The sequence below is a fragment of the Pantoea sp. DY-5 genome (genome assembly GCF_019795955.1).
Taxonomy (GTDB): Bacteria; Pseudomonadota; Gammaproteobacteria; order Enterobacterales; family Enterobacteriaceae; genus Pantoea; species Pantoea leporis.
Window position 1 is genome coordinate 357,306 of sequence record NZ_JAIMIE010000003.1, and the last position, 26,284, is coordinate 383,589.

Consider the following 26,284-nt stretch of genomic DNA (forward strand, 5'->3'; position numbering starts at 1 on the left):
TTACCGATGAAAATTCCTTACATTCCTGAAGATGCACCGTTTAACGGTGAGCAGAAATACTGGCTGGCGGGCTTCCTCGCCGGTCTCCATTCGCGCCTGCTGGTATTAGAAGACAAGCAGAGCGCACCGGCTGCAGGTGCCAGCACCAATACGCAGTTGCACATCCTGTTCGGTTCACAGACCGGCAACGCTGAAGCGCTGTCGCAAACGGCCGCTAAAGCCGCACGCGCCAAAGGTTTGGTGCCGGTGGTTCAAGCGCTGGGCGAAGTGGATCTGGATGTGTTCGCTACCATGCGTCACGTGCTGATCGTCACCTCGACCTACGGCGAAGGCGAAATGCCGGACAACGCCCAGCTGTTCTGGAACGCGATTTCAGCCAGCACCGCGCCGCGTCTGGAGCAGATGCACTTTGCGGTATTGGCGATTGGCGACACCGGCTACGACGGTTTCTGCCAGGCAGGTAAATTCATCGATATGCGTCTTGAGCAGCTCGGTGCAAAACGCGTCGCCGATCGTATCGACTGCGATATCGACTTCGAAGAGCCATCCAGCGCGTGGATTGGTACGGCGATGCCGCAATTCGCCGCCAGTGCAGGCAGCAGCGGTACAGCATTAGAAAGCGCGCCAGAAGCGCCGGTCATTCCGGGCAGCAATAAGCAAAACCCATATGCGGCTGCGTTGGTGACTAACAAGCGTCTTTCGGCAGAAGAGTCGGCGAAAGATATTCGTCACTTCGAATTTGATCTCACCGACAGCGGTTTGAAATATGAAGCGGGCGATGCGCTGGGTGTGATCCCGGTGAACGACGCAGCACTGGTTTCACTGCTGCTGACTCAGCTGAAAGCAGATTACGAAACGCCAGTTCCCAGCTTTGATCGCAACCTCGGCGATCTGCTGACTTATCAGTTCGAAATTTCCGAGCCGTCACGCAAACTGATTGAGTGGGTTGGCCAGCACACCACCAACCAGGAACTGCGTCACGTCTTGCAGCACGACGATAAAGATACCCTTGCCGTTTGGCTGTGGGGCAAAGACACGCTGGATCTGCTGCAGCTTGAGCTGACCCGCAGCCTGTCGGTACCGGAATTTGTTGCCATGCTGCGTCCGTTACAGCATCGCGCCTACTCCATCTCGTCGAGCTCGAAAGCCTATCCAAATCAGGTCCATCTGACCATCGCTTCCGTGCGCTATCACAGCGGCGGCCGCGAGCGTAAAGGTGTGTGCTCAACCTATCTGGCTGAACGTGTACGTCGCGGCGAAAAGCCGGCGATCTTCATCTCGCCAAACAAAGCGTTCCGTGTGCCGTCAAACGGCAATGCGCCGCTGATCATGGTTGGACCAGGCACCGGTATTGCACCGTTCCGCGCCTTCCTGCAGGAACGTCAGGCAACCGGCGCAGAAGGTAAAAACTGGCTGTTCTTCGGTGACCAGCATCAGGCACATGATTACATCTACGAAGAAGAGTTGCAGGCATGGCAGGAGAAAGGTCTGCTGACTCATCTGGATCTGGCCTTCTCGCGCGATCAGGAAGAGAAGATCTACGTGCAGAACCGCATGCTGGAGAAAGGCGCAGAGCTGTATGCCTGGCTGCAGGATGGCGCGTACTTCTACGTGTGTGGCGACGCATCTCGCATGGCAAAAGACGTTGATGCCGCGCTGTATGAAGTGGTTCGTCAGTTCGGTGGCTTGTCCAGCGAGCGAGCGGCGGCTTACGTTGATCAGCTGAAGAAAGATAAACGCTACCTGCGCGACGTCTACTAAGACGCGCAGGCATAAAAAAACGGGCCAATCGGCCCGTTTTTTATTGCACGTTTTACTTCACCACACGCAGTGAAGGTCGTCCGCCACGCGGCGGCGGCTCATCATCTGGAGAGTGGTCGTCGTCAGTCGCATCATCCGGACGATCGCCATCAATCACAGACATCATCGTCTCTTCCTGACCGCTACCATCCTGCTCGTCCGTCGCCAGCTCATAAGCCGGTTCCGGCTCGAACATGGTGCCAGCGCCGTTTTCACGGGCATAAATCGCCAGAACCGCAGCCATCGGCACAGAAACCTGACGCGGTACGCCACCGAAACGCGCGTTGAAACGCACTTCATCATTAGCGAGGTCAAGATTGCCTACCGCACGCGGCGCGATGTTCAGAACGATCTGCCCATCACGCGCATATTCCAGCGGCACCTGCACACCAGGCAGATTGATGTCGACCACCAGATGCGGCGTCAACTGATTATCCAGCAACCAGTCGTAGAACGCCCGCAACAGGTAAGGACGACGCGCCGTTAGTTGCGACATTTCCATACATTAGCCCCGAGCTTGCAGGCGCATTTCACGTTCTGCTTCCGTCAGTGACGCGAGGAAAGAGTCACGTTCAAACACGCGCGTCATATAGCCTTTCAGCTCTTTAGAACCCGCGCCAGACAGGTCAACACCCATCTGCGGCAGACGCCACAGCAGCGGCGCCAGATAGCAATCCACCAGGCTGAACTCTTCGCTCATGAAGAAAGGCGTACGTGCGAACAGTGGCGCAATCGCCAGCAGCTCTTCACGCAGTTGCTTGCGCGCTGCATCGGCTTCGGCACCGTTGGCGGTTTCTATGGTGCGCATCAGGCTGTACCAATCCTGCTCGATGCGGTGCATCATCAGACGGCTTTCACCGCGCGCGACCGGGTAAACCGGCATCAGCGGTGGATGCGGGAAACGCTCATCGAGGTATTCCATGATGATGCGTGATTCATACAGCGTCAGTTCACGGTCGACCAGCGTCGGTACGGTGCGATACGGGTTGAGGTCAATCAGATCCTGCGGCAGGTTATCCGTTTCAACCTGCTCGATCTCCACGCTGACGCCCTTCTCAGCCAGTACAATACGTACCTGATGGCTGAAAATGTCAGTCGGACCAGAAAACAGCGTCATTACCGAACGTTTGTTGGCAGCGACAGCCATGAAAACCTCCAAGTTTGTTCACAAAAAGATACTGCGAATAGCCAACCACGCGGCGACTCACCGGCTCATCAGATTCGCCTACCGTCAGCGTCAGGAGCATCGACCGGTCTTCCGGACAGGAACGACATGCACAACGCTGCGTCTTGCAGGCGCAAAGTGACAGTGAGTTTACCAGATTTTAAGCAGCTTGTGGGGCGGGCGTGATGATTTGCGGGCAAAATGCGGGTAAAGCTCGCGTTTTTCGTGGGAAAAAATCATAAATGCAGGCAATAAAAAACCCGCCGAAGCGGGTTTTTTGAGCCAACTGCCGCTGCCGAAGCAGCAAACAATTAACGCTTGGAGAACTGCGGACGACGACGTGCTTTACGCAGGCCGACTTTCTTACGTTCAACTTCACGCGCATCACGGGTAACGAAGCCCGCTTTACGCAGTTCAGAACGCAGAGACTCGTCGTACTCCATCAGAGCGCGTGTGATACCGTGACGGATCGCACCAGCCTGACCAGAAATACCACCACCTTTAACGGTGATGTACAGGTCAAATTTACCAACCATATCAACCAGCTCCAGCGGCTGACGCACGACCATGCGTGCAGTCTCGCGACCGAAGTACTGCTCCAAAGAGCGCTGGTTAATTACGATGTTACCGCTACCCGGCTTGATGAAGACGCGAGCGGCAGAGCTTTTGCGGCGACCAGTGCCGTAGTTTTGAGTTTCAGCCATTGCCTATAATCCCGATTAAATGTCAAGAACTTGCGGTTGCTGCGCCGCGTGGTTGTGCTCGTTGCCTGCGTAAACTTTCAGTTTACGGTACATAGCACGACCCAGTGGGCCTTTCGGCAGCATGCCTTTAACCGCGATTTCAATCACACGCTCAGGACGGCGCTCGATCATCTCTGCAAAGGTCGCTTGCTTGATACCACCGATGTGGCCAGTGTGGTGATAGTAAATCTTGTCAGTACGCTTGTTGCCGGTTACAGCAACTTTTTCTGCGTTCAGAACGATGATGTAATCACCGGTATCAACGTGCGGAGTGTATTCCGCTTTGTGCTTACCACGCAGACGGCGCGCCAGTTCAGTCGCCAGGCGACCCAAGGTTTTGCCCGTTGCGTCAACAACATACCAGTCACGCTGTACGGTTTCTGGTTTAGCTGTAAAAGTTTTCATTGAAAAGCTTACCCAAATAAAAAGTTACACGTTGGTGAAATCCCAAACGCTAAGTAAACGATTGAGGCTCACACGACCATTTTGCCCAGCAAGCCACCCCTTCAAGTGAGTTACCGGATCACATCGAGTTCTTGGGAAAGAAAACCGATGCTGTAACGTGGGGTCGCAAGATTATAGAGAAGTCGAACTCAAAGATCGAACCTTTTTGCATCTAAAACCTACGATTTATGCCACGTCATCAGGGCAGATGCGGCAGACGCAAATACTCTTCGCTCTGCATCTCCTGCAAACGCGACAAGCAGCGCTGATACTCAAACTTCAAGCGTGTGCCCTGATAAATTTCAAACAGTGATGTTTCAGCCGCGACAACCAGTTTCACGTGGCGTTCGTAGAACTCATCGACCAACGCAAGGAAGCGGCGCGCCTGATCTTCGGTCTTATAAATCATCACCGGCACATCATACAGCAAGACGCTGTGAAAACGGCGCGAGAGCTCAATATAGTCGTGCTGACTGCGCCCTTCGCCGCACAGCGTCAGGAAATTGATCGCCAGCACGCCTTCATGCACGCCCAGCGTGGGCATCTGGCGATGGTTGATTTCCAGCACCGGCGCGTCTTCACGCGCTTTGCCGGACAGCGCGCGGAACATGCGCTCCATTTCGCTATGCGTGGCCTCGTTGAGCGGGAAGTTCCACAAATGCGCCGAGGTTAAGGTGCGCAAACGGTAATCGATACCGGCGTCCACGTTCATCACTTCACAATGACGTTTGATTTGTTCGATGGCAGGCAGGAAACGCGGGCGCTGCAGGCCGTTGCGATAGAGCTCATCCGGCGGAATGTTCGAGGTGGCTACCAGCGAGATGCCGCGCGCGAACAGCGCTTCCATCAGCGTGCCCAGCAGCATGGCGTCGGTGATATCCGAGACAAAAAACTCATCGAAACAGAGAATGTCAGTTTCCGCTTTAAAGCGATCGGCGACAATCAGCAGCGGATCGCTGTGGCCTTGCAGCTGCGTCAGCTCCTGATGGACACGCAGCATAAAGCGGTGGAAATGCAGGCGCAGCTTACGATCACCAGGAATTGACTGAAAAAACAGATCCATCACCCAGGTTTTACCGCGTCCCACACCGCCCCACATATACAGGCCGCGCACTGGCGCTTCGCGGGTGCTTTTCTCTTTATTGATCATCTTAGACAAGCGGCCAAACAGACCTTTGGCAGCCGGTTCAACCTGTTGCTGGCGGGCAATCAATCCTTGCTGGATGGTATCTAAGCGGGTAATCGCTTCTCGTTGTACGTCATCCGGGCGAAATTCGCCCTGCGACAGCGCCTGCTCGTAGCGTGCAAGCGGAGATGAGGTTTGCATGGTTCTCTCAGAATCCCTGAAAAAGTCCGATTCACGGGTCGGTTGACGAAAATTAGGCCGCTCTACACTAAGCGATGCAGCCCGATAGTTCCACTTCCAATAGATTATTGGGTATAGTGGCTGCTATTGAAGTTGATGTTGCAACAGAAGCAATGCCCTACGAAACAACGGAAATTACACGGGAGTCATTATGACCTGGGAATACGGGCTGATTGGTTTAGTGATTGGCATTATTGTCGGCGCAGTCGTCATGCGTTTTGGCAACAAGAAGCTGCGCGAGCAGCGTAGCATGCAGTATGAACTGGAAAAATCGAAGGCCGAGCTGGCGGATTACCGCGAGGAGCTCACCAACCACTTCGCCCGCAGCGCCGAGCTGCTGGACAACATGGCGCATGATTATCGCCAGCTGTATCAGCACATGGCGAAAGGGTCTAACGACCTGCTGCCAAATCTGCCCGGCGAGAAAAATCCGTTTGCCTACCAGTTAACGGAAGCCGAAGCGGATAACGACCAGGCGCCGGTGCAGATGCCGCGTGATTACTCTGAAGGCGCATCCGGCCTGTTACGTGGCAGTGACCGCGCTCCGCGTAATTAATCCTTTTGGGGCACAGCTTAGCTGTGCCCTTTTTGTTTTCGAACACAAACCACAAACTACTGTCACACTTCTTTTATCCCTTTCGCAGCGAGAGCGTTGTAGCAATGAAAAAACAAGCACGTCTGTTAAGCGCATTAGCCTTAGGTATCGGGATGAGTTTGGCTGCGGCGCCGAGTGCGCTGGCAACTCTTCCCGCCCAGATTCAGGGACAAGCATTGCCAAGCCTGGCACCGATGCTGGAAAAAGTTCTGCCCGCAGTAGTGAGCGTGCGTGTTGAAGGTACCGACAGCGGTCAGCAGGCGCAGGATATTCCTGAACCGCTGAAGCGTTTTTTTGGTCAGGCACCGGGACAATCGCAGCCGCAGCCTTTTGAAGGTCTGGGTTCTGGCGTGATTATTGATGCCGCTAAAGGCTATATCCTCACCAATAACCATGTGGTCAGCAACGCCGATAAAATCAGCGTGCAACTGGGTGACGGCAACGAATATGACGCTAAGTTAATTGGTCACGATGAACAAACCGACATCGCCTTGATCCAGGTTGAAGGCGCGAAAAATCTGACACAGGTGAAAATTGCCGACTCTGATTCGCTGAAGGTGGGTGATTTTGCCGTGGCCATCGGTAACCCGTTTGGTCTGGGTCAAACCGCCACGTCGGGCATCATCTCTGCGCTCGGTCGTAGCGGCCTGAACCTGGAAGGACTGGAAAACTTCATTCAGACCGATGCCGCGATTAACCGCGGTAACTCCGGCGGTGCGCTGGTGAACCTGAATGGTGAGTTGATTGGTATCAACACCGCGATTCTGGCGTCAAGCGGCGGCAACATCGGCATTGGCTTCGCCATTCCCGCCAATATGGCGATGAACCTGGCGCAGCAGCTGATTCAGTTCGGCGAAGTGAAGCGCGGTCAGCTTGGTATCAAAGGTACGGAAATGACCGCCGATATCGCCAAAGCGTTTAACGTTGATGCGCAGCGCGGTGCCTTTGTTTCGGAAGTGCTGCCGAAGTCAGCCGCCGAGAAAGCGGGCATCAAAGCTGGCGATATCATCACCTCCATCAATGATAAGCCAATCACCAGCTTTGCTGAGCTGCGTGTGAAAGTCGGCACCACACCGCCGGGCCAGGACGTAAAAATCGGCCTGCTACGTGAAGGCAAACCGGTCAACGTCACCGTCACGCTGGAACAAAGCGCGCAAACCACCGCCAGCGCGCAGCTGATGTCGCCTGCACTGCAAGGCGCAACGCTGAGCGACGGCGCGACTAAAACCGGTGATAAAGGCGTGAAAGTCGATGCCATTGAAAAAGGCACGCCAGCGGAGCAAGTCGGTTTGCAGAAAGATGATGTGATCATCGGCGTAAACCGCAATCGCGTCGCTTCTATTGCCGAAATGCGCAAAGTGCTGGAAGGCAAACCGCCGGTGCTGGCACTGAACGTGGTGCGCGGCGAAGAGACGATTTACCTGCTTCTGCGATAATCCTCGCAACAGGCGGACAAGCAGGTGTTTGTCCGCCTTTCTCATGCTATTCTGCCCTGCGATCTCACCTGGCTTGAAATAACACCATGTTTCTTAAACTTTTGCGTTCTGTGGTGATGGGCCTGATCGTGGCTGGCTTACTGCTCGTCGCGATCCCTGCGCTGCGTATGGGCAGCAACGTCACCTTTGATCATGACAACAGCGACGATGAAGCACCCGTTAGTTTTAACCAGGGTGTGCGACGTGCCGTGCCCGCGGTCGTGAACGTCTATAACCGCAGCGCCCATGGCAACAATAATCGCGGCATCACCACGCTGGGTTCCGGCGTGATCATGAACGGCAAAGGCTACATCCTCACTAACAAACACGTGATTAATAACGCCGACCAGATCATCGTCGCGCTGCAGGATGGACGCTTTTTCGAAGCCACCTTAGTGGGTTCCGATGCCATGACCGATTTAGCGGTGCTGAAAATCAGCGCCTCCAACTTGCCGGTTATCCCTATCAACGCCAAACGTATCGCACACATCGGCGACGTCGTCATGGCGATCGGCAACCCGTACAACCTCGGGCAAACCGTGACGCAAGGCATCATCAGCGCCACCGGACGCGTTGGCCTGAGCTCATCCGGGCGACAAAACTTCCTGCAGACCGATGCTTCGATCAATCAGGGCAACTCGGGCGGCGCATTGATTAACTCGCTGGGTGAACTGATGGGCATTAACACCCTGACGTTTGATAAAAGCAGCGATGGCGAAACGCCGGAAGGAATTGGTTTCGCCATTCCCACCGCGCTGGCGAGCAAAATCATGGATAAGCTGATTCGTGATGGTCGGGTGATTCGCGGCTACATCGGCATCACCGGGCGCGAACTGCCGCCGCTGCACGGCCAGGGCAGTAATCTTGATCGCGTGCAGGGCATTATCGTCAGTGACGTCACGCCTGGCGGCCCCGCCGATAGCGCCGGCATTCAGGCCAATGACGTGCTGCTGGAAGTGAATGGTAAACCGGCGCTCTCGGCGCAGGAAACCATGGATCAGGTGGCAGAAATTCGGCCGGGCTCGGTGATTGACGTGCAGATCTTGCGTAATGAAAAGAAAATGACCTTGCCGGTGACGATTCAGGAATTCCCGGAAGTGACCGCGCCCGCCACCACCACGCCATAAGGGCGCTTGCGCGCCCTGATGATTTAGCTGCGATCGACCGGGAAGGCGATCACTTCGCTTAGCGAGCTGGCTTTCAGCGCCAGCATGATCAAACGATCCACGCCCAACGCCACGCCAGAACAGGCAGGCATACCGTGCGCCAGCGCATCCAGCAGATAGGTATCGATAGGATGTTGCGGCAGGCCACGCGCAGCACGACGACGATTGTCTTGCTCAAAGCGCTGACGCTGCTCGCGGCTATCGGTTAATTCACGGAAACCGTTCGCCAGCTCAATCCCTTTGTAATAGACCTCAAAGCGCTCGGCGACGCGGTGATCTTCCGTACTGATCTCCGCCAATGCGGCCTGCGTCGCAGGGAAATGGTAGACGAAGCACGGCTTATCGTTACCAATCTTCGGCTCAACGCCCAGCATAAACAGCAGCTGCAGCAGCGTATCGCGGTCTTCTTCACGATTGGCCAACTCGCCCTCGCCCAGCTTCTCCGCCACTTCGCGTAGCTGCACTTTATCAGCCGATAACGGATCGACTTCCAGATGGCGGATAAACGCCTGCTGATACGACAGGGATTCCGCGCTGTCGCACTCCAGCACCTGCTGCATCAAATCGTCCACCTCGTTCATCAGGCGGTACATGTCGTAGTGCGGACGATACCACTCCAGCATGGTGAACTCGGGATTGTGGTGACGCCCGGCCTCCTCATTACGGAAGCTGCGACCCATCTGGTAAATCGGACCACTTCCGGCCGCCAGTAGGCGCTTCATGTGATATTCCGGACTGGTCATCAGCCACAGATCGCGCCCTTCGGCTGCGCCTGGCCCAACAAAACGCGTCTGGAACGGCACCAGATGGATGTCAGTGATGGTCGCCTGGCTCATCGCCGGGGTATCGACCTCCAGCACGCCGCGATCGGCAAAGAAACGACGTATTTCCGCCATAATAGCGGCGCGTTTCAACAAATTGGCAATGGGTGCGCTCGGCTGCCAGCTTGCCGTTTCGCTCATGTTGATGACTCCTCATACAGATAAGGGGTGGAAGTCTACCCGCAATGCCGATGGCAAACAACGGCAGCGGGCCAAGGCAGCAATTTGCTATCGGGCAGCTATACTTAACCCATTAAAATTGTAAAGGAATCCCACAATGTCCCCATGGAAAACCCTGCTCGCCAGCCTGAGCGCTTTTCTCTCCGTTGCCTGCTCAACCGCGCCGCCCAAAGGCGTGACGGTGGTGGAAGGTTTCGACACTCAGCGCTATCTCGGCCAATGGTATGAAATCGCTCGCCTCGATCACCGCTTTGAGCGCGGATTACAACAGGTTACCGCTAATTATAGTCCGCGCGAGGATGGCGGTTTGAAGGTGATCAATCGCGGCTACAATCAGCAGAAACAGCGCTGGCAAGAGAGCGTTGGCAAAGCCTACTTCACCGGCGATAAACAGCGCGCCTCGCTGAAAGTGTCGTTCTTTGGCCCGTTCTATGGCGGCTACAACGTGATCGCACTGGATCCTGACTATCGCTATGCGCTGGTATGCGGACCGAATCGTAGCTACTTGTGGATTCTGTCACGTACGCCGCAGCTGGATGAAAGTGTTAAGCAACGCCTGGTTGAACAGGCCAGAAGTGCCGGATTCCCGGTGGATGAACTGATTTGGGTGGAGCAGAAATAAGGAGGACCGGTGCGAAAGCCGCTTTCGCACCGGAATAGCTTACTGTGCGCTGCGCTGAATCGCTTTGCCGCCCGCCTGAACGTCTTCGCCAACACCACGCGTGGTGTTACAAGCGGTCAGAACGGATGAGAGCACCAGCACGGAAAAAATCGCGACAATACTTTTCTTTAACATAGCCATATCCTTTTTGGTTGCAGTAAAAGTACAGCTCTTAAAGCATAGTCTTGATCTGTAAAACTGCGGATTAGGCGGATGAAAAAAGAGAAGGGAAACACACAGAGAGAAAAAAGGCGCATCGATGATGCGCCTGATTTGACGATTATTTTACGCGAGAAACGTATTCGCCAGAGCGGGTATCTACTTTTACCACTTCGCCAATCTGTACGAACAGTGGCACTTTGATCACCGCACCAGTCGACAATGTAGCTGGCTTACCGCCGGTACCTGCGGTATCACCCTTCAGGCCTGGATCGGTTTCGATAACTTCAGCTTCGATGAAGTTTGGTGGCTGAACAGCGATCGCTTTATCGTTCCACAGGGTAACGATACAATCCGCATTGTCCTGCAGCCACTTGGTCACGTCATCCAGCACTTTAGATTCGATCTGATACTGCTCGAAAGATTCCGGGTGCATGAAGTAGTAGAAGTCGCCGTCGTTGTAAGAGTATTGCAGCGTCATATCACGAACGTCTGCGCCTTCGGCAGAGTCAGTAGATTTGAAGGTCTTCTCAACGCGAGAACCGGTCAGCAGACGACGCATTTTAACGCGCGCAAATGCCTGGCCTTTACCCGGCTTAACGAACTCACTGGCTTCGATGGCATATGGCTCGCCTTCGAACATGATTTTAAGACCGGGACGGAAATCGTTGCTAAGATAAGTCGCCATAAAGGCCCTCTGTAAATATTGAACTGGTAAATAGCCAAAAAAATGGCACACATTGTAACCCTAAATCCCCCCGTCAGAGAAGATTGGTTGCAGCAACTAGCTGATGTTGTCACCGAACCTGCTGAATTACTGCAACTTTTATCTCTTGATCAGCATGCTGATCTGGCTGCAGGCGCTGATGCACGCAAGCTTTTCGCCCTGCGCGTACCGCGCGCCTTCATCGCACGCATGAAAAAAGGCGATGCGACGGACCCGCTGCTGCTGCAAGTGCTCACCAGCCGTCAGGAATTTATTGATGCGCCAGGTTATAGCACCGATCCGCTGGATGAACAAAGCAGCGTGGTGCCGGGTTTACTGCATAAGTATAGAAACCGTGCGCTGCTGCTGGTAAAAGGCGGCTGTGCGGTTAACTGCCGCTACTGTTTCCGCCGTCATTTCCCCTACCAGGATAATCAGGGCAACAAGCGTAACTGGCAGGCGGCGATCGATTACATCGCCACGCATCCGGAACTGGATGAGATTATCTTCTCCGGCGGCGATCCGCTGATGGCGAAAGATCATGAGCTGGCATGGCTGGTGGATGCGCTGGAGAAAATCCCGCACCTCAAACGTCTGCGTATTCACAGCCGCTTGCCGGTAGTAATCCCGGCGCGTATCACCGAAGGCTTGTGTCAGATTCTGGCGGACACGCGCCTGCAGGTATTGATGGTGAGCCATATCAACCACGCGCAGGAAGTTGATGACGAGCTGCGTTACGGCATGCAGATGCTGAAGCGTGCCGGCGTGACGCTGCTTAATCAGAGCGTGTTGCTGCGTGATGTGAATGATGATGCGCAGACGCTAGCGGATCTCAGTAATGCGCTGTTTGATGCCGGCATTCTGCCTTACTACCTGCACGTGCTGGATAAGGTGCAAGGCGCGGCGCACTTCTTTGTGTCAGATGAGGAAGCGCGGGGGTTGATGCGTCAGCTGCTGCCGATGGTGTCTGGTTATATGGTGCCGAAACTGGCGCGCGAGATTGGCGGCGAGCCAAGCAAGACGCCGCTGGATTTACAGCTGCGTCAGGAATAAAAAAAGCCGCATCAGCGGCTTTTTTTACGACTGCAACTTACGGGCACTTATACACCTGACCGGTCATTTTGCTATCGAGCGGCGCGAAAGCTGACAGCAGATTCTGCGTCGGGCTGGTGGCACCATAAATCACGTTGCCGCCCATTTCTGCCGCGCGGTTGCGCAGGTCGTTGGCTGCGCCACGCAGTGAACTGCCTTCACCGCCTGAACCGCTCAGCCAGTTGCTCTGAGAGCCGGTAAGCGTTCCCAGCAGCTGACATTGACTTGCGGGTTGTTGGTCGACGAAGGTCACACGTTCGCCGCCAGCACTCAGTTGATTGGAGCTGCTACAGCCCGCCAGCAGTAAAGTTCCGACTGCCAGACCGAGCAAGAGGTTAATCCGCATTGTAATCCCCATTTATTATCATCAGTGTCGGGCGGCAGCGTAGCAGAAAAGCGCACTTTTTTTCTGAACATTCATTGCCCTAAACCCGTAAAGCCGAAGTATTGCGCCCTTACTTATACCTTGTTCCCCAGCAAAAGAAAAACCCCCGACCGTTTCCGATCGGGGGTTTTCCAGATGACTTAAGCAGTCAGGGGCAATTACATCATGCCGCCCATTCCGCCCATGCCACCCATACCGCCAGCGCCGCCTAAATCAGGTGCTTCGCTTTTTGGCAGGTCAGTCACCATCGCTTCGGTGGTGATCATCAGGCCCGCAACCGATGAAGCGTACTGCAGCGCAGAACGAGTCACTTTGGTTGGATCCAGGATACCGAAGTCGATCATGTTGCCGTACTCTTCGGTCTGCGCATTGTAACCGTAGTTACCGTCGCCTGCTTTCACGTTGTTAGCAACAACTGAAGGCTCTTCGCCGGCGTTGGAAACGATCTGACGCAGTGGTGCTTCCATTGCGCGCAGCGCAACTTTGATACCCACGTTCTGATCTTCGTTATCGCCTTTCAGGCCAGATGCGGCGATTTTCGCTGCAACGCGAACCAGCGCCACACCACCACCGGCAACTACGCCTTCTTCAACCGCAGCACGGGTCGCGTGCAGGGCATCTTCAACGCGTGCTTTCTTCTCTTTCATTTCAACTTCAGTTGCTGCGCCCACTTTCAGCACGGCTACGCCGCCTGCCAGTTTCGCTACGCGCTCCTGCAGTTTCTCTTTGTCGTAATCAGAGGTTGCTTCTTCGATCTGCTGACGAATCTGCGTTACGCGGCCAGAGATAGCGCCTTGATCGCCCACGCCATCAATGATGGTGGTGGTGTCTTTGTTGATCACAACGCGTTTTGCCTGACCCAGATCTTCCAGGGTAGCTTTCTCCAGCTCCATACCGATCTCTTCAGAGATCACGGTACCGCCGGTCAGGATAGCGATATCCTGCAGCATCGCTTTACGACGGTCGCCGAAGCCAGGTGCTTTAACCGCAGCCACTTTGACGATACCGCGCATGGTGTTCACCACCAGCGTTGCCAGGGCTTCACCTTCCACGTCTTCTGCAATGATCAGCAGTGGCTTACCGGCTTTCGCAACGGCTTCCAGCACTGGCAGCATTTCGCGGATGTTAGAGATTTTCTTGTCAGCCAGCAGGATGAACGGGGTTTCCAGCTCAACTGCGCCTGTTTCTGGCTTATTGATGAAGTACGGAGACAGGTAGCCGCGGTCAAACTGCATACCTTCAACCACGTCCAGCTCGTCTTGCAGGCCGGTGCCTTCTTCAACGGTGATAACGCCTTCTTTGCCCACTTTGTCCATCGCGTCGGCAATCAGTTTGCCCACGGTTTCATCGGAGTTAGCAGAGATGGTACCAACCTGTGCAATTGCGCGTGAATCCTGGCAAGGCACAGACAGGGTTTTCAGTTCTTCAACGGCGGCGATAACGGCTTTATCGATACCGCGCTTCAGATCCATCGGGTTCATGCCCGCAGCGACGGCTTTCAGGCCTTCGGTGATGATGGCCTGAGCCAGTACAGTTGCGGTGGTGGTGCCGTCGCCTGCTGCGTCGTTCGCTTTAGAGGCCACTTCTTTCACCATCTGTGCGCCCATGTTTTCGAACTTGTCTTCCAGCTCGATTTCACGCGCAACAGAAACACCATCTTTGGTGATGGTCGGTGCACCAAAAGATTTATCCAGAACCACGTTACGGCCTTTTGGGCCCAGGGTAACTTTTACTGCATCTGCCAGTACGTTTACGCCACGCAGCATTTTTACGCGTGCGTCATTACCGAATTTTACGTCTTTAGCTGCCATTTCAAATATCCCTTAAATTCGTTTCGTTCAGTGAATTACGCGTAAATTACGCTTCAACAACTGCCAGGATGTCACTTTCGGAGATGATCAGAACTTCTTCGTTGTCGATTTTCTCGGTTTTAGCACCGTAGCCTTCGCTGAAAATCACCAGATCACCCACTTTTACGTCCAGTGGCTTAACTTCACCGTTTTCCAGGATGCGGCCTTTGCCAACAGCCAGGATTTCACCGCGGGTAGATTTACCGGCAGCTGAACCGGTCAGCACGATGCCGCCCGCTGATTTAGCTTCGACTTCTTTACGCTTGACGATAACGCGATCGTGCAATGGACGAATTTTCATTTGATAGCTCTCCTTTAGAAAGTCCAATCATTCATTTTTGGGGTTGAGCCGGACAGCAGGGCTTCCAGCCTCGTGCTGGAAGAGATAGGGGCAATAAGTGGGCTTTCAAGGGCAAAAAATATAAATATTTTCGTTTCTGCAACAGACGGCGAAAAAAGCAACAAAAAGGCGGCTTGCGCCGCCTTGATTATCTAATGGTCTTTGTCATGACCTATTTGGTCCTGATCTTTGCGCTCATATTCACCGTCCACGGTGAAACCCGCATCCGGACCGGCGCCCGGTCCGCGCCATACGCGCAAGTGCGGCATCAGCTTCAAAGTCAGATGCTTCTGCACCGGCGGCAACAGCAGCAGTAAACCGAGGAAGTCGGTGAAGAAACCGGGCAACAGCAGCAGGAAGCCGGAGATAATCAGCGAAACGCTTTTGGTCATCTCAGCCGCCGGGCTTTCGTTACGCGCCAGCTTCTCCTGCATCAAACGGAAGTTCTTCATGCCCTGATTTTTCACCAGCGACACACCAATACACGAGGTGAAGATCACCAATAGCATGGTGAGCAGCACGCCCAGCGCATGCGCGACCTGAATGAAGATTGAGATCTCAATCCAGGCTAAAACAAAAAAAATCACGAACGGTAACCAGCGCACCGAGTTCTCCTGTGAGTTGGAGCTGCCCCGCAAATTGCCAGGCAGCAGAAAGGGAGGGTCTGTATGACCGTATTGATAGAGATGGGCATTTGAACCGGCATTTTCAACCGATCCTGCCATTTTTTTCCCACTGACTTAAAATTGCGAAGTACATCACATATCGTTATTACCGCTGGGCCTGTAAAAGCCCGTAAAGTGATCTGTGCACAAACAATTCTGTAACATCAGAATATGATCGTGCCCGTCAGTGCGAAGATGGATAATATGTCGGCGCTGACATTCCACGACAATATAATCGCTTCACCTGCACGTTGTTTGCCGCCCGTCCATCCCGACGCCCGGCAGTAACCAGGCAGCAATAACAAGAAGGTAATCATGGCGAATAACATTCGTATCGAAGAAGACCTGTTAGGCATGCGCGAAGTTCCGGCAGACGCTTACTACGGTGTTCATACTCTGCGTGCGATTGAAAACTTCTATATTAGTAATAACAAAATCAGCGACATACCGGAGTTTGTCCGCGGTATGGTGATGGTGAAGAAAGCAGCCGCGCTCGCCAACAAAGAGTTGCAGACCATTCCCCGCAATATCGCCAACACCATTATTCAGGCCTGTGATGAAGTGCTGAATAACGGTAAATGCATGGATCAGTTCCCGGTTGACGTCTATCAGGGGGGCGCGGGCACCTCGGTCAACATGAACACTAATGAAGTGCTGGCCAACATCGGCCTGGAGCTTATGGGCCACCAGAAAGGTGAATATCAGTACCTCAATCCCAACGATCACGTGAACAAGTGTCAGTCCACCAACGATGCTTATCCAACCGGTTTTCGTATCGCGGTGTACGCTTCGATCCTGAAACTGCTCGACGGCATCAATCAGCTGAGCGAAGGTTTCCAGCGAAAAGCGGTTGAATTCGAAAGCATTCTGAAAATGGGCCGTACTCAGCTGCAGGATGCGGTGCCGATGACGCTTGGCCAGGAGTTCCACGCGTTTAACGTGCTGCTGAATGAAGAGACTCGCAGCATTCTGCGCACCGCTGAACTGCTGCTGGAAGTGAACCTCGGCGCCACCGCCATCGGCACACGTCTCAATACGCCGGATGGCTATCAGCAGCTGGCGGTACAGCGTTTGGCGGAAGTGAGTAATCTGCCGGTGGTGCCTGCAGAAGATTTGATTGAAGCCACCTCCGACTGCGGCGCGTACGTGATGGTGCACTCGGCGCTGAAACGCCTGGCCGTGAAACTGTCGAAAATCTGTAACGACCTGCGCCTGCTCTCCTCCGGTCCGCGCGCCGGCCTGAATGAGATCAACCTGCCTGAACTGCAGGCCGGTTCATCAATCATGCCCGCCAAAGTCAATCCGGTGGTGCCAGAAGTGGTGAATCAGGTGTGCTTCAAAGTGATCGGCAATGACATCACCGTCACCATGGCGTCAGAAGCGGGTCAGCTGCAGCTCAACGTGATGGAGCCGGTGATTGGCCAGGCGCTGTTCGAATCGATCAGCATCCTGACGAACGCCTGCTTCAACCTGCTGGAAAAATGCGTCAACGGCATCACCGCCAACAAAGCGGTGTGTGAAGCTTACGTGTTCAACTCGATTGGTATCGTCACTTACCTCAACCCGTACATCGGCCATCACAACGGCGATATCGTCGGTAAGATTTGCGCCGAAACCGGTAAAAGCGTGCGTGAAGTGGTGCTGGAGCGTGGCCTGCTAACGGAAACCGAACTGGATGACATTTTCTCCATTCAGAACCTGATGCATCCGGCGTACAAAGCCAAACGTTACACCGACGAAAACGAACAGTAATCCGTTCCGGATCAAGTTGCCAACAGCACGCCCATATACAATGCGGCGTGCTTTTTTCATTTTGGCGGCTACAACTTTAAGAGTCGGGATTTCTCCGCGGCTCAGGGAGTGGAACGAATGGTAGTAGTGGAGTTGGTTATTGTCCTGCTGGCAATCTGGCTCGGTGCGCGTCTGGGCGGCATCGGTATTGGTTTCGCGGGCGGTTTAGGTGTGCTGGCGTTGACGCTGATGTGCGGCTTAAAACCCGGCGCGATTCCCTTTGATGTAATCGAAATTATCATGGCGGTGATTGCCGCAATTGCCGCGATGCAAATCGCCGGCGGTCTCGATTATCTGGTGGGATTGGCGGAACGCCTGCTGCGCCGCCATCCACGCTATGTCACTTTCCTTGCGCCGCTGGTCACCTATGTCATGACGCTGCTAGCCGGCACCGGTCACACCGCGTTCTCCACCTTGCCGGTGATTGCCGAAGTGGCGAAAGAGCAAGGCGTGCGTCCGTCGCGTCCGTTGTCGATTGCGGTCGTCGCCTCGCAGATTGCCATTACCGCCTCGCCGCTCTCGGCGGCGGTGGTATTCTTCGCTTCAATCCTGGAACCGCATGGCGTGAGTTATCTGGCGCTGCTGGGTGTGGCGATTCCCTCTACCATGGCAGCGATCTTCTGCGCCGCCATCATCACCAGTTTTCTCGGCAAGGAGCTCAGGGATGATGAAAAATATCAGGCGCGTTTAGCGAAAGGTGAAGTGAAACTGCGCGGTGAGCAGGTTTATGACATCAAACCGGGCGCGAAGCGTGCCGTGTTGCTGTTCCTGATCGGCATCGCCGCCGTGGTGCTCTACGCCACCGCAATTAGCGACAGCGTTGGCCTGATCAGCAATCCCGTGCTGCCACGCAACGAAGCCATCGTGGTGTTTATGCTGACCGTTGCCACGCTGATCTGCCTGACCTGTAAAGTCGATACCGGTGAAATCCTCAGCGCCAGCACCTTTAAATCGGGCATGAGCGCCTGTATCTGCGTTATGGGCGTAGCATGGCTGGGCGATACCTTCGTTAAAGCACACCTCAACGACATTCAGGCGTTAGCCGGTGACATGCTGCAAGGTTATCCGTGGATGCTGGCGCTGGTGCTGTTCTTCGCCTCCACGCTGCTCTATTCGCAAGCCGCCACCACTAAAGCGTTGATGCCTGCCGCGTTGATGCTTGGCGTCTCGCCGCTGGCCGCCGTCGCGTCCTTTGCGGCGGTTTCCGCCCTGTTCGTGCTGCCGACCTATCCTACGCTGCTGGCCGCGGTGGAAATGGATGACACCGGTTCAACCCGTATCGGCAAGTTTGTGTTTAACCACTCCTTTATTATTCCCGGCGTGATGGCGATTGCCTTCTCGGTGGCGTTTGGCTTCCTGTTTGGCAGCCTGATTCTGTAGCGCCGTTACATCCTGAAAACCTCGTAGCGAAGCGGTCGTGCTATTATCGCGGCCTATTCGCCACCGGAGCTCATTCATTCGCTATGGCTGCACGACTCTTTCGCCTTGCCGGCTTTTGCCTGGCGCTGGTTTTCTGCCTTTCGGCACAGGCCTCACTCTTCTCCCCGAACAACAACAGCCGCTTTGTGCCGGTTGATCAGGCGTTTGGCTTCGATTTCACTCAGCATGGCAATCAGCTGACGCTCAGCTGGAAAGTGAAGGATGGCTACTATCTCTATCGCCAGCAAATCCACGTCACGCCGCAAAAAGCGCAAATTGCTCCACTCACGCTGCCGCCGGGCCAGCCGCACGAAGATGAGTTCTACGGCAAAAGTGAAATCTATCCGCAGGATCTGCAACTGCCGATCACGCTGCGCCAGGCCGCTGCCGGCGCGACCGTCACCGTGACCTATCAGGGCTGTGCGGCTGCGGGCTTCTGTTATCCGCCGGAAACCCGCGCGGTGCCGCTGAGCGCGGTTGCCGCCAATCAGGCTGCGCCTGCGGTCAGTGCGCAGCCCGCCAATCACAGCACGCCGCTGCCGTTTTCACCGCTTTGGGCGCTGCTGATTGGTATTGGCGTCGCTTTCACGCCGTGTGTGCTGCCGATGTATCCACTGATCTCCAGCATCATTTTAGGAGGCCCGCGCCGCTATTCGATGGGGCGATTGTTCGCGCTGGCGATGGTGTATGTGCAAGGTATGGCGCTGACGTACACCGTGCTCGGCATGGTTGTGGCAGCGGCCGGATTACGCTTCCAGGCGGCGCTGCAACATCCTTACGTGCTGATTGGCTTATCGGCGCTGTTTATCGTGCTGGCGCTGTCGATGTTTGGCCTGTTCTCGCTGCAATTGCCTGCCAGCCTGCAAACGCGCCTCACGCTATGGAGTAATCGCCAGCAAGGTGGCTCGCTGCCGGGCGTATTTATGATGGGCGCACTGGCCGGATTAATCTGCTCGCCCTGCACCACCGCACCGCTCAGCGCCATTCTGCTGTACATCGCGCAGAGCGGTAATCTGTGGGCCGGAGCCGGCACGCTGTGGCTGTATGCCTTCGGCATGGGCCTGCCGCTAATTGCCGTGACGATGTTTGGCAACAAGCTGCTGCCAAAAAGTGGACCCTGGATGCAAACCGTCAAAGAGGGTTTTGGCTTTGTGATTCTGGCGCTGCCGGTATTCCTGCTGGAACGGGTGATTGGCGATCTGTGGGGCATCCGTCTGTGGAGCCTGCTCGGCGTGGCATTTTTTGCCTGGGCATTCAGCCTCAGCCTGCGCGCCAGCGGCAAATGGCGCGTGCTGCAAGTCATCATGCTTGCCGCCGCGCTGGTCAGTGCGCGCCCGCTACAGGATTGGGCGTTTGGCAGCAGCAACAGTGCGCAAGCCGTGGCGCATCTGCCGTTCCACACCATCAATAGCAGCGAGCAGCTCGACAGCGCGCTACAGCAGGCGCAAGGCCGCATCACCATGGTTGATCTCTACGCCGACTGGTGTGTGGCCTGCAAAGAGTTCGAAAAATACACCTTCAGCGATGAGGGCGTGCGTAACGCGCTAAGTCAGGTACAACTGCTGCAAGCCAATGTCACCGCCAATAACGCGCAGGACAACGCGCTGTTGCAGCATCTGCAGGTTTTAGGTTTGCCCACCATTCTGTTCTTCGATGCGCAAGGCAAAGAGATCCCCGATTCGCGCGTCACCGGCTTCCTCAACGCCGCCGATTTCCGCGCACATTTGCAGAATGTGTCACGTTAAACGACACTGTCAGCAGGACACTGCCCGTTCGTCCGCGAGCGGGCCCGCATTCCAGAGGAGAGTCACTTGCAACGTGAACAAATACTCGAGCATGCGTTGAATGTGCTCGAACAAAGCGGCCTGGCCGCCACCACTTCCCTAACTCAGCTGGCTGGCGCAACCGGTCTTGAAGCGGAACATCTGACGCGTTTCTGGCCCGATCGTGATGCCTTGCTGTATGACGCGCTGCGCTATCACGGCCAGCAGATTGACAGCTGGCGTCGTCAGGTGCAGCTCGATGAACACCTCAGCGCCGAACAAAAGCTGTTAGCCCGCTACGAAGTGCTGAGTGAACACGTCAGCAAAGGACGCTTTCCCGGCTGCCTGTTTATCGCCGCTTGCAGCTTCTATCCGCAACCCGATCAGCCAGTGCATCAGTTAGCCGAACAGCAAAAGCGCAGTTCCTGGCAATTTACCCATGAAATTCTGGTCGATTTAGCGCTGGATAATCCCGCCATGGTGGCCGATCAGCTGGAGCTGATTCTGGAAGGTTGCCTGAGCAAACTGCTGGTGAAACGCAACGTGCAGGATGTCGCGACTGCGCGCCGTCTGGCGGAAGATGTACTCGGCATCGCGCTGTGCCGCAAAAATGGTGCGCTGGCGTAGCCTTTTTATCCATCTTGTCTGAAAAGCAAGCAATCAATCACGATTACACCGCTTTTTTGACGAAAGCCGTTGACGGCTGTAAGCCATTAGGGTTTAATGCGCCCCGTTGCCCGGATAGCTCAGTCGGTAGAGCAGGGGATTGAAAATCCCCGTGTCCGTGGTTCGATTCCGCGTCCGGGCACCAACATTCTGAAAACCCAGCTTATGGCTGGGTTTTTGCTTTTCTGCGTTTGCTGATTTCTGCACATACCTCCGCCCTTGTTATCTTTGAAAATAGCGCTTTGTTACTTCATGGTTTAATCCAAGGCTACAACTGAACGGATTCCATTTTTTCGCCATATGGCTCTTAGAGTAGTGCGAATTTTCGCATCTCAGCGCAGGTGTTACGCCATATATCACCACCGCTGGCAACTAGTCGCTGGCAGCTTATCCTAGATTAATTCACATCTTGCTGTATTACCCTTCTCGTTAATTATGTCCCCCCTCCTTCACTATTGAGATTGAGACTGGTCTCACCTAGCTTTTCCTGCCACTTACGTGAAAATCCCCCCCTCACCGCCCAGGCACCGTAGTACCGGATCAAATTCCCTGTACCGCGTCCTGTTTTCCCGCACCTTTCAAGTTTTTGCGGACGGTGAAAAAACCCCTTTCCACATCCGCGCTAAAAGGCGTAATTCACGAGAAGACTTATGGACCACATTACCTGCCGTTCAGCCACGCGCGCTGAAGGCCCCTCGCGCTGGACCCGGCGTTTCGTCTTTGCACAGATTGCCGTTCAGGTGGGCATGGCGCTCACCCCCTTCTGGGCCCTCACCGTCGAAGCTGCAACTCGCTCCGATGAAGACGCAGCGCTCAGCACCACCGCCCAGCAGGCCAGCAGCCTCGCCCAGGCACAGCAGTCAAGCAGCCTCGGTGGCTACCTCAGCCAGCAGGCGACCAGCGCCGCGGCTGGCCAGGCTCAGCAGTGGCTGGAGCAGTTCGGCACCGCCCGCGTCGAGTTCGGCGTCGATGAACATTTTAAACCGCAGACCGGCTCGCTCGACCTGCTGCTGCCCCTCAGCCAGTCTCCTGAGCGCCTGTTCTTCACCCAGCAGGGCCTGCGCAACAAAGACGGGCAGATCACCGGTAACCTCGGCCTCGGCCAGCGCCACTTCACCGATCGCTGGATGTTCGGCTATAACGCTTTCTACGATCAGAACTTCAGCCGCGGCCACAAACGTATGGGCGTTGGTGCCGAAGCGTGGCGCGACTACCTGAAGCTCTCCGGCAACGGTTATTATGGCCTCTCTGACTGGCGCGATTCGGGCGACGTGGAGGATTACGACGCTCGCCCAGCCCACGGTTTTGACCTGCGTGCCGAGAGCTGGCTGCCAGCCTATCCGGCCATCGGCGGTCGCTTTATGTATGAAAAATATTACGGTAACGAAGTGGCACTGTTCAGTAAGGATAAGCGCCAGAGCAACCCGGCCGCCTTCACCGCCGGCCTGAGCTACACCCCGGTGCCGCTGGTTTCCCTCACCCTTGACCACAAAAAAGGGGGCAGCCAGAGCGAATCCCAGATTGGTCTGCAGCTCAACTACCAGCTCGGTCAGCCCCTCGCCGCCCAGCTTGACCCGAACGCTGTTAAACTCGGCCGCACCCTCGCGGCCAATCGCATGGCCCTCGTTGAGCGCAACAACAATATCGTGCTGGAATACCGCAAGCAGGAAGTTATTCAGCTCGGTCTGCCCGCAGAGATCAGCGGACGCAGCGGCAAAACGGTGGAGCTGAACTATAAGGTCATCAGCAAACATGGGCTGGCCGCTATCATCTGGAACGATGCCGAACTGCTCGCCGCCGGCGGACGCATCAACGACCTCGGCAACAACCAGTACCAGATCGTGCTGCCGCGCTTCGTGGCGGGCGGCAAAAACAGCTACACCCTGAGTGGCGTGGCGGTGGATACGCGTAAAAACCGCTCGAAGGTCTCCTCGACCCTCATCAATGTCGACTCCCCGGCAGTCAGTACCGATGCCAGCACCATCAGCGCTTCGCCGGATGTTCTTCTCGCCGACGGCAAATCTACCTCGCAGGTCAGCATCGTGCTGCGCGACGAGAGCGGCCAGCCGATCACCGACCTTGCTTCAGCTATCCAGCTTACCGCCACCACGGCAGACACCGCAGTGAAAAGCAAGGCCCGCGCAAATGTCGCGGCCGCACCGGCACAGCCGCCGGTCCTGAGCGCCGTCACGGAAAAAGGCAACGGCGAGTATCAGGCCACGCTGACGGCCGGAACGCGCGTGGCGAACATCACGCTCAGCGCCAGCATTGATGCGCAGCAGATTAATACTCTGACGATTAAGCAAATCAGCGACGCCGCCAGCGCCGTGGTCGCCGACGGCGATCTGCGTATGCTGCTCGACAGCATGGTAGCTAACGGCAACGCGTCCGCACGCGCTCAGGCTCGCGTCACCGACGCCACTGGCAACCCGGTCGCGGGCGTAACCGTCACCTTTGCACTCAGCGGCAGCGCGCAGGTCGCGGCCGGCAGCGCCCTGACCGCCGTGAGCGATGAAAACGGCTACGTCGCCGTGGCCTTCACTGACACCGTCGCCGAAGCGATCACCGTCACTGCCACAACCGCCAACGGCGGCAGTGCGAAGGTCGAGGCAAACTTCATCGCTGACGCGGCCACCGCCACGTTGGACAAAGGCAGCCTGACCGCCGATCGTACCACCGCTGTCGCCGACGGCGGCGACAAAGTGACCTTCAACGCGCTCATCAAAGACGCCAACGGCAACGCCGTATCCGGCGTGAAGCTGAACTGGCACAGTAACGGCGGTACACTGAGCGCAGCCAGCAGCCAGAGCGGCAAAGACGGCATCGCCGCCATAACCCTGAGCGATACCGTTGCGCATGAAGTGCAGGTGCAGGCTCAGCTCGGCACGCAGGCGGCGCTGGACGCGCCCAAGGTCAACTTTACCGCCGATGTTTCCAGCGCGGGAATCGACTCGCGTGACTTTATCGCCGATAAAACCCACGCCGTCGCCGATGGCAGCGACACCGTCACCTATACCTTAACGGTGAAAGATAAGAACGGTAACTTGCTGGCCGGGCAGAGCGTGAACTGGCAAGCGACGCTCGGTACGCTGAGCGGCGTGACGAGTATCACTGGCGCGGACGGCAAAGCGCAGGTCAAACTGACTTCCACCCAGATGGGTCTGGCTGGCGTCACGGCAACCCTGCCGAATAAGCCAGCCGTCAGCGCTGTGGCGGTGACCTTCGCCGCTGACGCCAGCAGCGCACGCATCGACAGCGGCAGCCTCACCGTCGACAAAACCAGCATCACCGCCGGTACCACCGATGCAGCGACCTTCCGCGCCGTAGTAAAAGACGCCAACGACAACCCGGTGGCGAACCTGCCGGTCAACTGGGCGACCAACAGCGGTACGCTGAGCGGCATCATCTCCACCACCAATGCCGCCGGTGAAGCCACCATCACGCTCACCGCCACCCAGGCCGGATCGGTGCAGGTAACCGCCCGCGTGAACAGCAGTGCGCCAGTGAACGCACCGCCGGTGACGGTCATGGCAGATGTGTCGGGTGCGCAAATTGGCAGCGGCGATATCACCGCAGATAAGGCCAGCGCTATTGCTAACAGCGGTGAGAAGATCACATACAGCGCCACCGTGAAGGATGCCTACGGCAACCTGTTGCAGAATGTGCAAGTTAACTGGACCACCGACCGTGGTGATCTAGTAAAAACCACCAGCATGACCAATGCATCAGGCATCGCCAGGGCAGAGCTGAGCTCGAAGGTACTGAGCAGCGCCATCGTCAGCGCGCAGCCCGGCAGCGGCAGCGCCGTTGCAGCCAACACGGTAGAGTTTATTGCCGACGTCAGCAGCGCGGCATTGGCCGCCGGTGATCTGACCGTGGATACAGTACAGCTCCTGGCCGATGACAGCACACCAGCGAACTATACCGCAATGGTGAAAGATCAGTACGGTAACGTGGTGAAAGGCGTCAGCATCCATTGGGGCACTAATTTTGGTAAGTTAGCGGTAACGAACTCGATAACCGATCAGGACGGCAAAGCCACTGCTGCATTAAGAAGTAACGCGGCGGGCAAAGCGGTTGTCACCGCGACGTTAAATGGCACGACCGTTAATGCGTCAGAGGTTGAGTTTGTTCTGGATACCGTAGCGGCCACCATCACCGTCATGAACTCATCCAAGGACACTGTTTATGGCTTTGGCACCCAAAACCCAATTATTACCGTCGAGGTATACAACCCGGCAAATCAGCCTATCCCGAATTATAAAGTGAACTGGTCGACGACTCTCGGCACCATTGGCGGTGAATCCATCACAAACGATAAAGGTAAAGCCACCATTACTCTGAACAGCCTGCTTGAGAATCAGGATGGCGGAATTGCAACGATTGAGGCTACCCTGCCTAATGGCAACAAAAAAACGTTAATACAGAGAATTTACCCTGTGTATAAAGTGGGTAACAGCCAATATGTTAGCCAATCGATTGGAGGAAATACCACCAGGGCAGATGCAAGCGCCCAGTGTGCGAGTATCGGGGCCAAGCTGGCAGGTTCAGCGCAATTAGCCGAGTTTGCCAGCGCAGGTGGCGACTTTGCTGAGGCTAGGATGCTTATGCCAAACGGGCGTTTTTCATACTTGTGGCATCATTTAAGTAGCAGTTGGGATGGGGCTAAAGGCAACTTCGATTCTACATCTGGAACGGTTGGTGATAAAGCTGATAAAAATACCGGCATTGACGCAGTTTTTGTATGTTACAATTGACCTGATCTAACCGGGTTACTCGCGGGTCGGCAGCAATGCCGACCCGTTTTTTTTGCATCAAACCTGGTCATGACTGAACCAACCGCACACTTTCGCCATAAAGATCGTCAGCCTGATAGGGAAATGCGCGGCAGGTCACGCGCTAGCGCCTGACGCAATGTTAGTAGGATGTTACTTTGAGTGCCGGATAACAGCGCTCACCGGCCTTTTACTCGTTCCCATCATCGCCAACTCGAATGAGTGAATCACACCCTATTTGCCTGATATCCGGTATG

General features: G+C 55.6%; 23 protein-coding genes and 1 tRNA gene. 12 read left to right on the plus strand and 12 right to left on the minus strand.

Features of this window, described 5'->3' with window-relative positions:
- Positions 1-6 precede the first annotated feature (6 nt).
- Positions 7-1,761, plus strand: a complete 1,755-nt coding sequence (locus K5Y30_RS12695; protein ID WP_222185105.1) for a sulfite reductase subunit alpha — start codon at positions 7-9, stop codon at positions 1,759-1,761.
- A 52-nt stretch (positions 1,762-1,813) separates the two neighbouring features.
- Here K5Y30_RS12695 and sspB read toward each other — a convergent pair whose 3' ends face one another.
- The 5 genes from sspB to zapE all read right to left on the minus strand — a co-directional run bounded on the left by sspB (position 1,814) and on the right by zapE (position 5,479).
- Positions 1,814-2,302 carry a ClpXP protease specificity-enhancing factor gene (gene sspB, locus K5Y30_RS12700; protein ID WP_176970156.1) on the minus strand — a complete coding sequence of 163 codons (489 nt, stop codon included), beginning with the start codon at positions 2,300-2,302 and terminating at the stop codon, positions 1,814-1,816.
- 3 nt (positions 2,303-2,305) lie between these two features.
- Positions 2,306-2,947, minus strand: coding sequence for a stringent starvation protein SspA (gene sspA, locus K5Y30_RS12705; RefSeq protein WP_008104394.1), 642 nt, complete (start codon positions 2,945-2,947; stop codon positions 2,306-2,308).
- A gap of 329 nt (positions 2,948-3,276) precedes the next feature.
- A complete protein-coding gene (gene rpsI, locus K5Y30_RS12710) occupies positions 3,277-3,669 on the minus strand; it encodes a 30S ribosomal protein S9 (protein ID WP_007886600.1) in 393 nt (130 codons plus the stop codon).
- Between the two features lie 15 nt (positions 3,670-3,684).
- Positions 3,685-4,113, minus strand: a complete 429-nt coding sequence (gene rplM, locus K5Y30_RS12715) for a 50S ribosomal protein L13 (RefSeq protein ID WP_007886599.1) — start codon at positions 4,111-4,113, stop codon at positions 3,685-3,687.
- A 238-nt stretch (positions 4,114-4,351) separates the two neighbouring features.
- The gene (gene zapE / locus K5Y30_RS12720) at positions 4,352-5,479 is read right to left on the minus strand and encodes a cell division protein ZapE (protein WP_222185103.1); all 1,128 of its coding nucleotides are present in this window, start codon (positions 5,477-5,479) and stop codon (positions 4,352-4,354) included.
- A gap of 190 nt (positions 5,480-5,669) precedes the next feature.
- On the opposite strand from zapE, the gene zapG reads away from it, so the two are divergent.
- The 3 genes from zapG to degS all read left to right on the plus strand — a co-directional run bounded on the left by zapG (position 5,670) and on the right by degS (position 8,715).
- Positions 5,670-6,074: a Z-ring associated protein ZapG gene (gene zapG, locus K5Y30_RS12725; RefSeq protein WP_064737767.1), complete on the plus strand. Its 405-nt coding sequence runs from the start codon at positions 5,670-5,672 to the stop codon at positions 6,072-6,074.
- Positions 6,075-6,178: 104 nt separating this feature from the next.
- Positions 6,179-7,549 carry a serine endoprotease DegQ gene (degQ, locus tag K5Y30_RS12730; RefSeq protein WP_101762291.1) on the plus strand — a complete coding sequence of 457 codons (1,371 nt, stop codon included), beginning with the start codon at positions 6,179-6,181 and terminating at the stop codon, positions 7,547-7,549.
- Positions 7,550-7,635: 86 nt separating this feature from the next.
- Positions 7,636-8,715, plus strand: a complete 1,080-nt coding sequence (gene degS / locus K5Y30_RS12735; protein ID WP_061718288.1) for an outer membrane-stress sensor serine endopeptidase DegS — start codon at positions 7,636-7,638, stop codon at positions 8,713-8,715.
- A gap of 23 nt (positions 8,716-8,738) precedes the next feature.
- Here the strand turns inward: degS and epmA are convergent, their stop codons facing one another.
- Positions 8,739-9,716, minus strand: a complete 978-nt coding sequence (gene epmA, locus K5Y30_RS12740) for an elongation factor P--(R)-beta-lysine ligase (protein WP_192412562.1) — start codon at positions 9,714-9,716, stop codon at positions 8,739-8,741.
- Between the two features lie 136 nt (positions 9,717-9,852).
- Between epmA and K5Y30_RS12745 the strand changes: the two genes are divergently transcribed.
- Entirely contained in the window at positions 9,853-10,377 is a 525-nt protein-coding gene (locus K5Y30_RS12745) for a lipocalin family protein (RefSeq protein ID WP_222185101.1), read from the plus strand.
- A 39-nt stretch (positions 10,378-10,416) separates the two neighbouring features.
- On the opposite strand, the gene K5Y30_RS12750 is transcribed toward K5Y30_RS12745, so the two are convergent.
- Both K5Y30_RS12750 and efp read right to left on the minus strand, forming a co-directional pair.
- Positions 10,417-10,551 carry an entericidin A/B family lipoprotein gene (locus K5Y30_RS12750; RefSeq protein WP_008104408.1) on the minus strand — a complete coding sequence of 45 codons (135 nt, stop codon included), beginning with the start codon at positions 10,549-10,551 and terminating at the stop codon, positions 10,417-10,419.
- Positions 10,552-10,696: 145 nt separating this feature from the next.
- Positions 10,697-11,263 (minus strand): elongation factor P, encoded by a 567-nt coding sequence (gene efp / locus K5Y30_RS12755; RefSeq protein WP_034826669.1) that lies wholly within the window; start codon positions 11,261-11,263, stop codon positions 10,697-10,699.
- A 42-nt stretch (positions 11,264-11,305) separates the two neighbouring features.
- On the opposite strand from efp, the gene epmB reads away from it, so the two are divergent.
- On the plus strand, positions 11,306-12,334 hold the full coding sequence (epmB, locus tag K5Y30_RS12760; protein ID WP_222211646.1) for an EF-P beta-lysylation protein EpmB: 1,029 nt from the start codon (positions 11,306-11,308) through the stop codon (positions 12,332-12,334).
- Positions 12,335-12,371: 37 nt separating this feature from the next.
- On the opposite strand, the gene K5Y30_RS12765 is transcribed toward epmB, so the two are convergent.
- The 4 genes from K5Y30_RS12765 to K5Y30_RS12780 all read right to left on the minus strand — a co-directional run bounded on the left by K5Y30_RS12765 (position 12,372) and on the right by K5Y30_RS12780 (position 15,553).
- Entirely contained in the window at positions 12,372-12,719 is a 348-nt protein-coding gene (locus tag K5Y30_RS12765; protein ID WP_008104416.1) for a DUF4156 domain-containing protein, read from the minus strand.
- A gap of 197 nt (positions 12,720-12,916) precedes the next feature.
- On the minus strand, positions 12,917-14,569 hold the full coding sequence (groL, locus tag K5Y30_RS12770; RefSeq protein WP_222211648.1) for a chaperonin GroEL: 1,653 nt from the start codon (positions 14,567-14,569) through the stop codon (positions 12,917-12,919).
- Between the two features lie 46 nt (positions 14,570-14,615).
- Positions 14,616-14,909 (minus strand): co-chaperone GroES, encoded by a 294-nt coding sequence (locus tag K5Y30_RS12775; protein WP_101762298.1) that lies wholly within the window; start codon positions 14,907-14,909, stop codon positions 14,616-14,618.
- Positions 14,910-15,100: 191 nt separating this feature from the next.
- Positions 15,101-15,553 carry an FxsA family protein gene (locus K5Y30_RS12780; protein ID WP_192236087.1) on the minus strand — a complete coding sequence of 151 codons (453 nt, stop codon included), beginning with the start codon at positions 15,551-15,553 and terminating at the stop codon, positions 15,101-15,103.
- Between the two features lie 375 nt (positions 15,554-15,928).
- Between K5Y30_RS12780 and aspA the strand changes: the two genes are divergently transcribed.
- From aspA to K5Y30_RS12810, 6 genes are all read left to right on the plus strand, one after another.
- Complete coding sequence (aspA, locus tag K5Y30_RS12785) at positions 15,929-17,365, plus strand: aspartate ammonia-lyase (protein WP_101762300.1); 1,437 nt, start codon at positions 15,929-15,931, stop codon at positions 17,363-17,365.
- Positions 17,366-17,482: 117 nt separating this feature from the next.
- A complete protein-coding gene (locus K5Y30_RS12790; protein ID WP_222185096.1) occupies positions 17,483-18,784 on the plus strand; it encodes an anaerobic C4-dicarboxylate transporter in 1,302 nt (433 codons plus the stop codon).
- 83 nt (positions 18,785-18,867) lie between these two features.
- The gene (locus K5Y30_RS12795) at positions 18,868-20,568 is read left to right on the plus strand and encodes a protein-disulfide reductase DsbD (protein ID WP_222185094.1); all 1,701 of its coding nucleotides are present in this window, start codon (positions 18,868-18,870) and stop codon (positions 20,566-20,568) included.
- A gap of 66 nt (positions 20,569-20,634) precedes the next feature.
- Positions 20,635-21,213: a transcriptional regulator gene (locus K5Y30_RS12800; protein ID WP_222185092.1), complete on the plus strand. Its 579-nt coding sequence runs from the start codon at positions 20,635-20,637 to the stop codon at positions 21,211-21,213.
- Between the two features lie 108 nt (positions 21,214-21,321).
- Positions 21,322-21,397 (plus strand) — tRNA-Phe (locus K5Y30_RS12805).
- A 505-nt stretch (positions 21,398-21,902) separates the two neighbouring features.
- Entirely contained in the window at positions 21,903-26,009 is a 4,107-nt protein-coding gene (locus tag K5Y30_RS12810; protein WP_222211650.1) for an Ig-like domain-containing protein, read from the plus strand.
- The last annotated feature ends 275 nt before the right edge of the window (positions 26,010-26,284 follow it).

Excerpts from the sequence above, each read along its gene's own strand:
- K5Y30_RS12750 (WP_008104408.1), bottom strand. The coding sequence starts at position 10,551 with ATGTTAAAGAAAAGTATTGTCGCGATTTTTTCCGTGCTGGTGCTCTCA.
- epmA (WP_192412562.1), bottom strand. The coding sequence starts at position 9,716 with ATGAGCGAAACGGCAAGCTGGCAGCCGAGCGCACCCATTGCCAATTTG.
- K5Y30_RS12810 (WP_222211650.1), top strand. The coding sequence starts at position 21,903 with ATGGACCACATTACCTGCCGTTCAGCCACGCGCGCTGAAGGCCCCTCG.
- sspB (WP_176970156.1), bottom strand. The coding sequence starts at position 2,302 with ATGGAAATGTCGCAACTAACGGCGCGTCGTCCTTACCTGTTGCGGGCG.
- K5Y30_RS12745 (WP_222185101.1), top strand. The coding sequence starts at position 9,853 with ATGTCCCCATGGAAAACCCTGCTCGCCAGCCTGAGCGCTTTTCTCTCC.
- K5Y30_RS12765 (WP_008104416.1), bottom strand. The coding sequence starts at position 12,719 with ATGCGGATTAACCTCTTGCTCGGTCTGGCAGTCGGAACTTTACTGCTG.
- groL (WP_222211648.1), bottom strand. The coding sequence starts at position 14,569 with ATGGCAGCTAAAGACGTAAAATTCGGTAATGACGCACGCGTAAAAATG.
- zapG (WP_064737767.1), top strand. The coding sequence starts at position 5,670 with ATGACCTGGGAATACGGGCTGATTGGTTTAGTGATTGGCATTATTGTC.
- aspA (WP_101762300.1), top strand. The coding sequence starts at position 15,929 with ATGGCGAATAACATTCGTATCGAAGAAGACCTGTTAGGCATGCGCGAA.
- K5Y30_RS12795 (WP_222185094.1), top strand. The coding sequence starts at position 18,868 with ATGGCTGCACGACTCTTTCGCCTTGCCGGCTTTTGCCTGGCGCTGGTT.
- efp (WP_034826669.1), bottom strand. The coding sequence starts at position 11,263 with ATGGCGACTTATCTTAGCAACGATTTCCGTCCCGGTCTTAAAATCATG.
- K5Y30_RS12695 (WP_222185105.1), top strand. The coding sequence starts at position 7 with ATGAAAATTCCTTACATTCCTGAAGATGCACCGTTTAACGGTGAGCAG.
- zapE (WP_222185103.1), bottom strand. The coding sequence starts at position 5,479 with ATGCAAACCTCATCTCCGCTTGCACGCTACGAGCAGGCGCTGTCGCAG.
- rplM (WP_007886599.1), bottom strand. The coding sequence starts at position 4,113 with ATGAAAACTTTTACAGCTAAACCAGAAACCGTACAGCGTGACTGGTAT.
- sspA (WP_008104394.1), bottom strand. The coding sequence starts at position 2,947 with ATGGCTGTCGCTGCCAACAAACGTTCGGTAATGACGCTGTTTTCTGGT.
- rpsI (WP_007886600.1), bottom strand. The coding sequence starts at position 3,669 with ATGGCTGAAACTCAAAACTACGGCACTGGTCGCCGCAAAAGCTCTGCC.
- degS (WP_061718288.1), top strand. The coding sequence starts at position 7,636 with ATGTTTCTTAAACTTTTGCGTTCTGTGGTGATGGGCCTGATCGTGGCT.
- degQ (WP_101762291.1), top strand. The coding sequence starts at position 6,179 with ATGAAAAAACAAGCACGTCTGTTAAGCGCATTAGCCTTAGGTATCGGG.
- K5Y30_RS12790 (WP_222185096.1), top strand. The coding sequence starts at position 17,483 with ATGGTAGTAGTGGAGTTGGTTATTGTCCTGCTGGCAATCTGGCTCGGT.
- K5Y30_RS12775 (WP_101762298.1), bottom strand. The coding sequence starts at position 14,909 with ATGAAAATTCGTCCATTGCACGATCGCGTTATCGTCAAGCGTAAAGAA.
- epmB (WP_222211646.1), top strand. The coding sequence starts at position 11,306 with ATGGCACACATTGTAACCCTAAATCCCCCCGTCAGAGAAGATTGGTTG.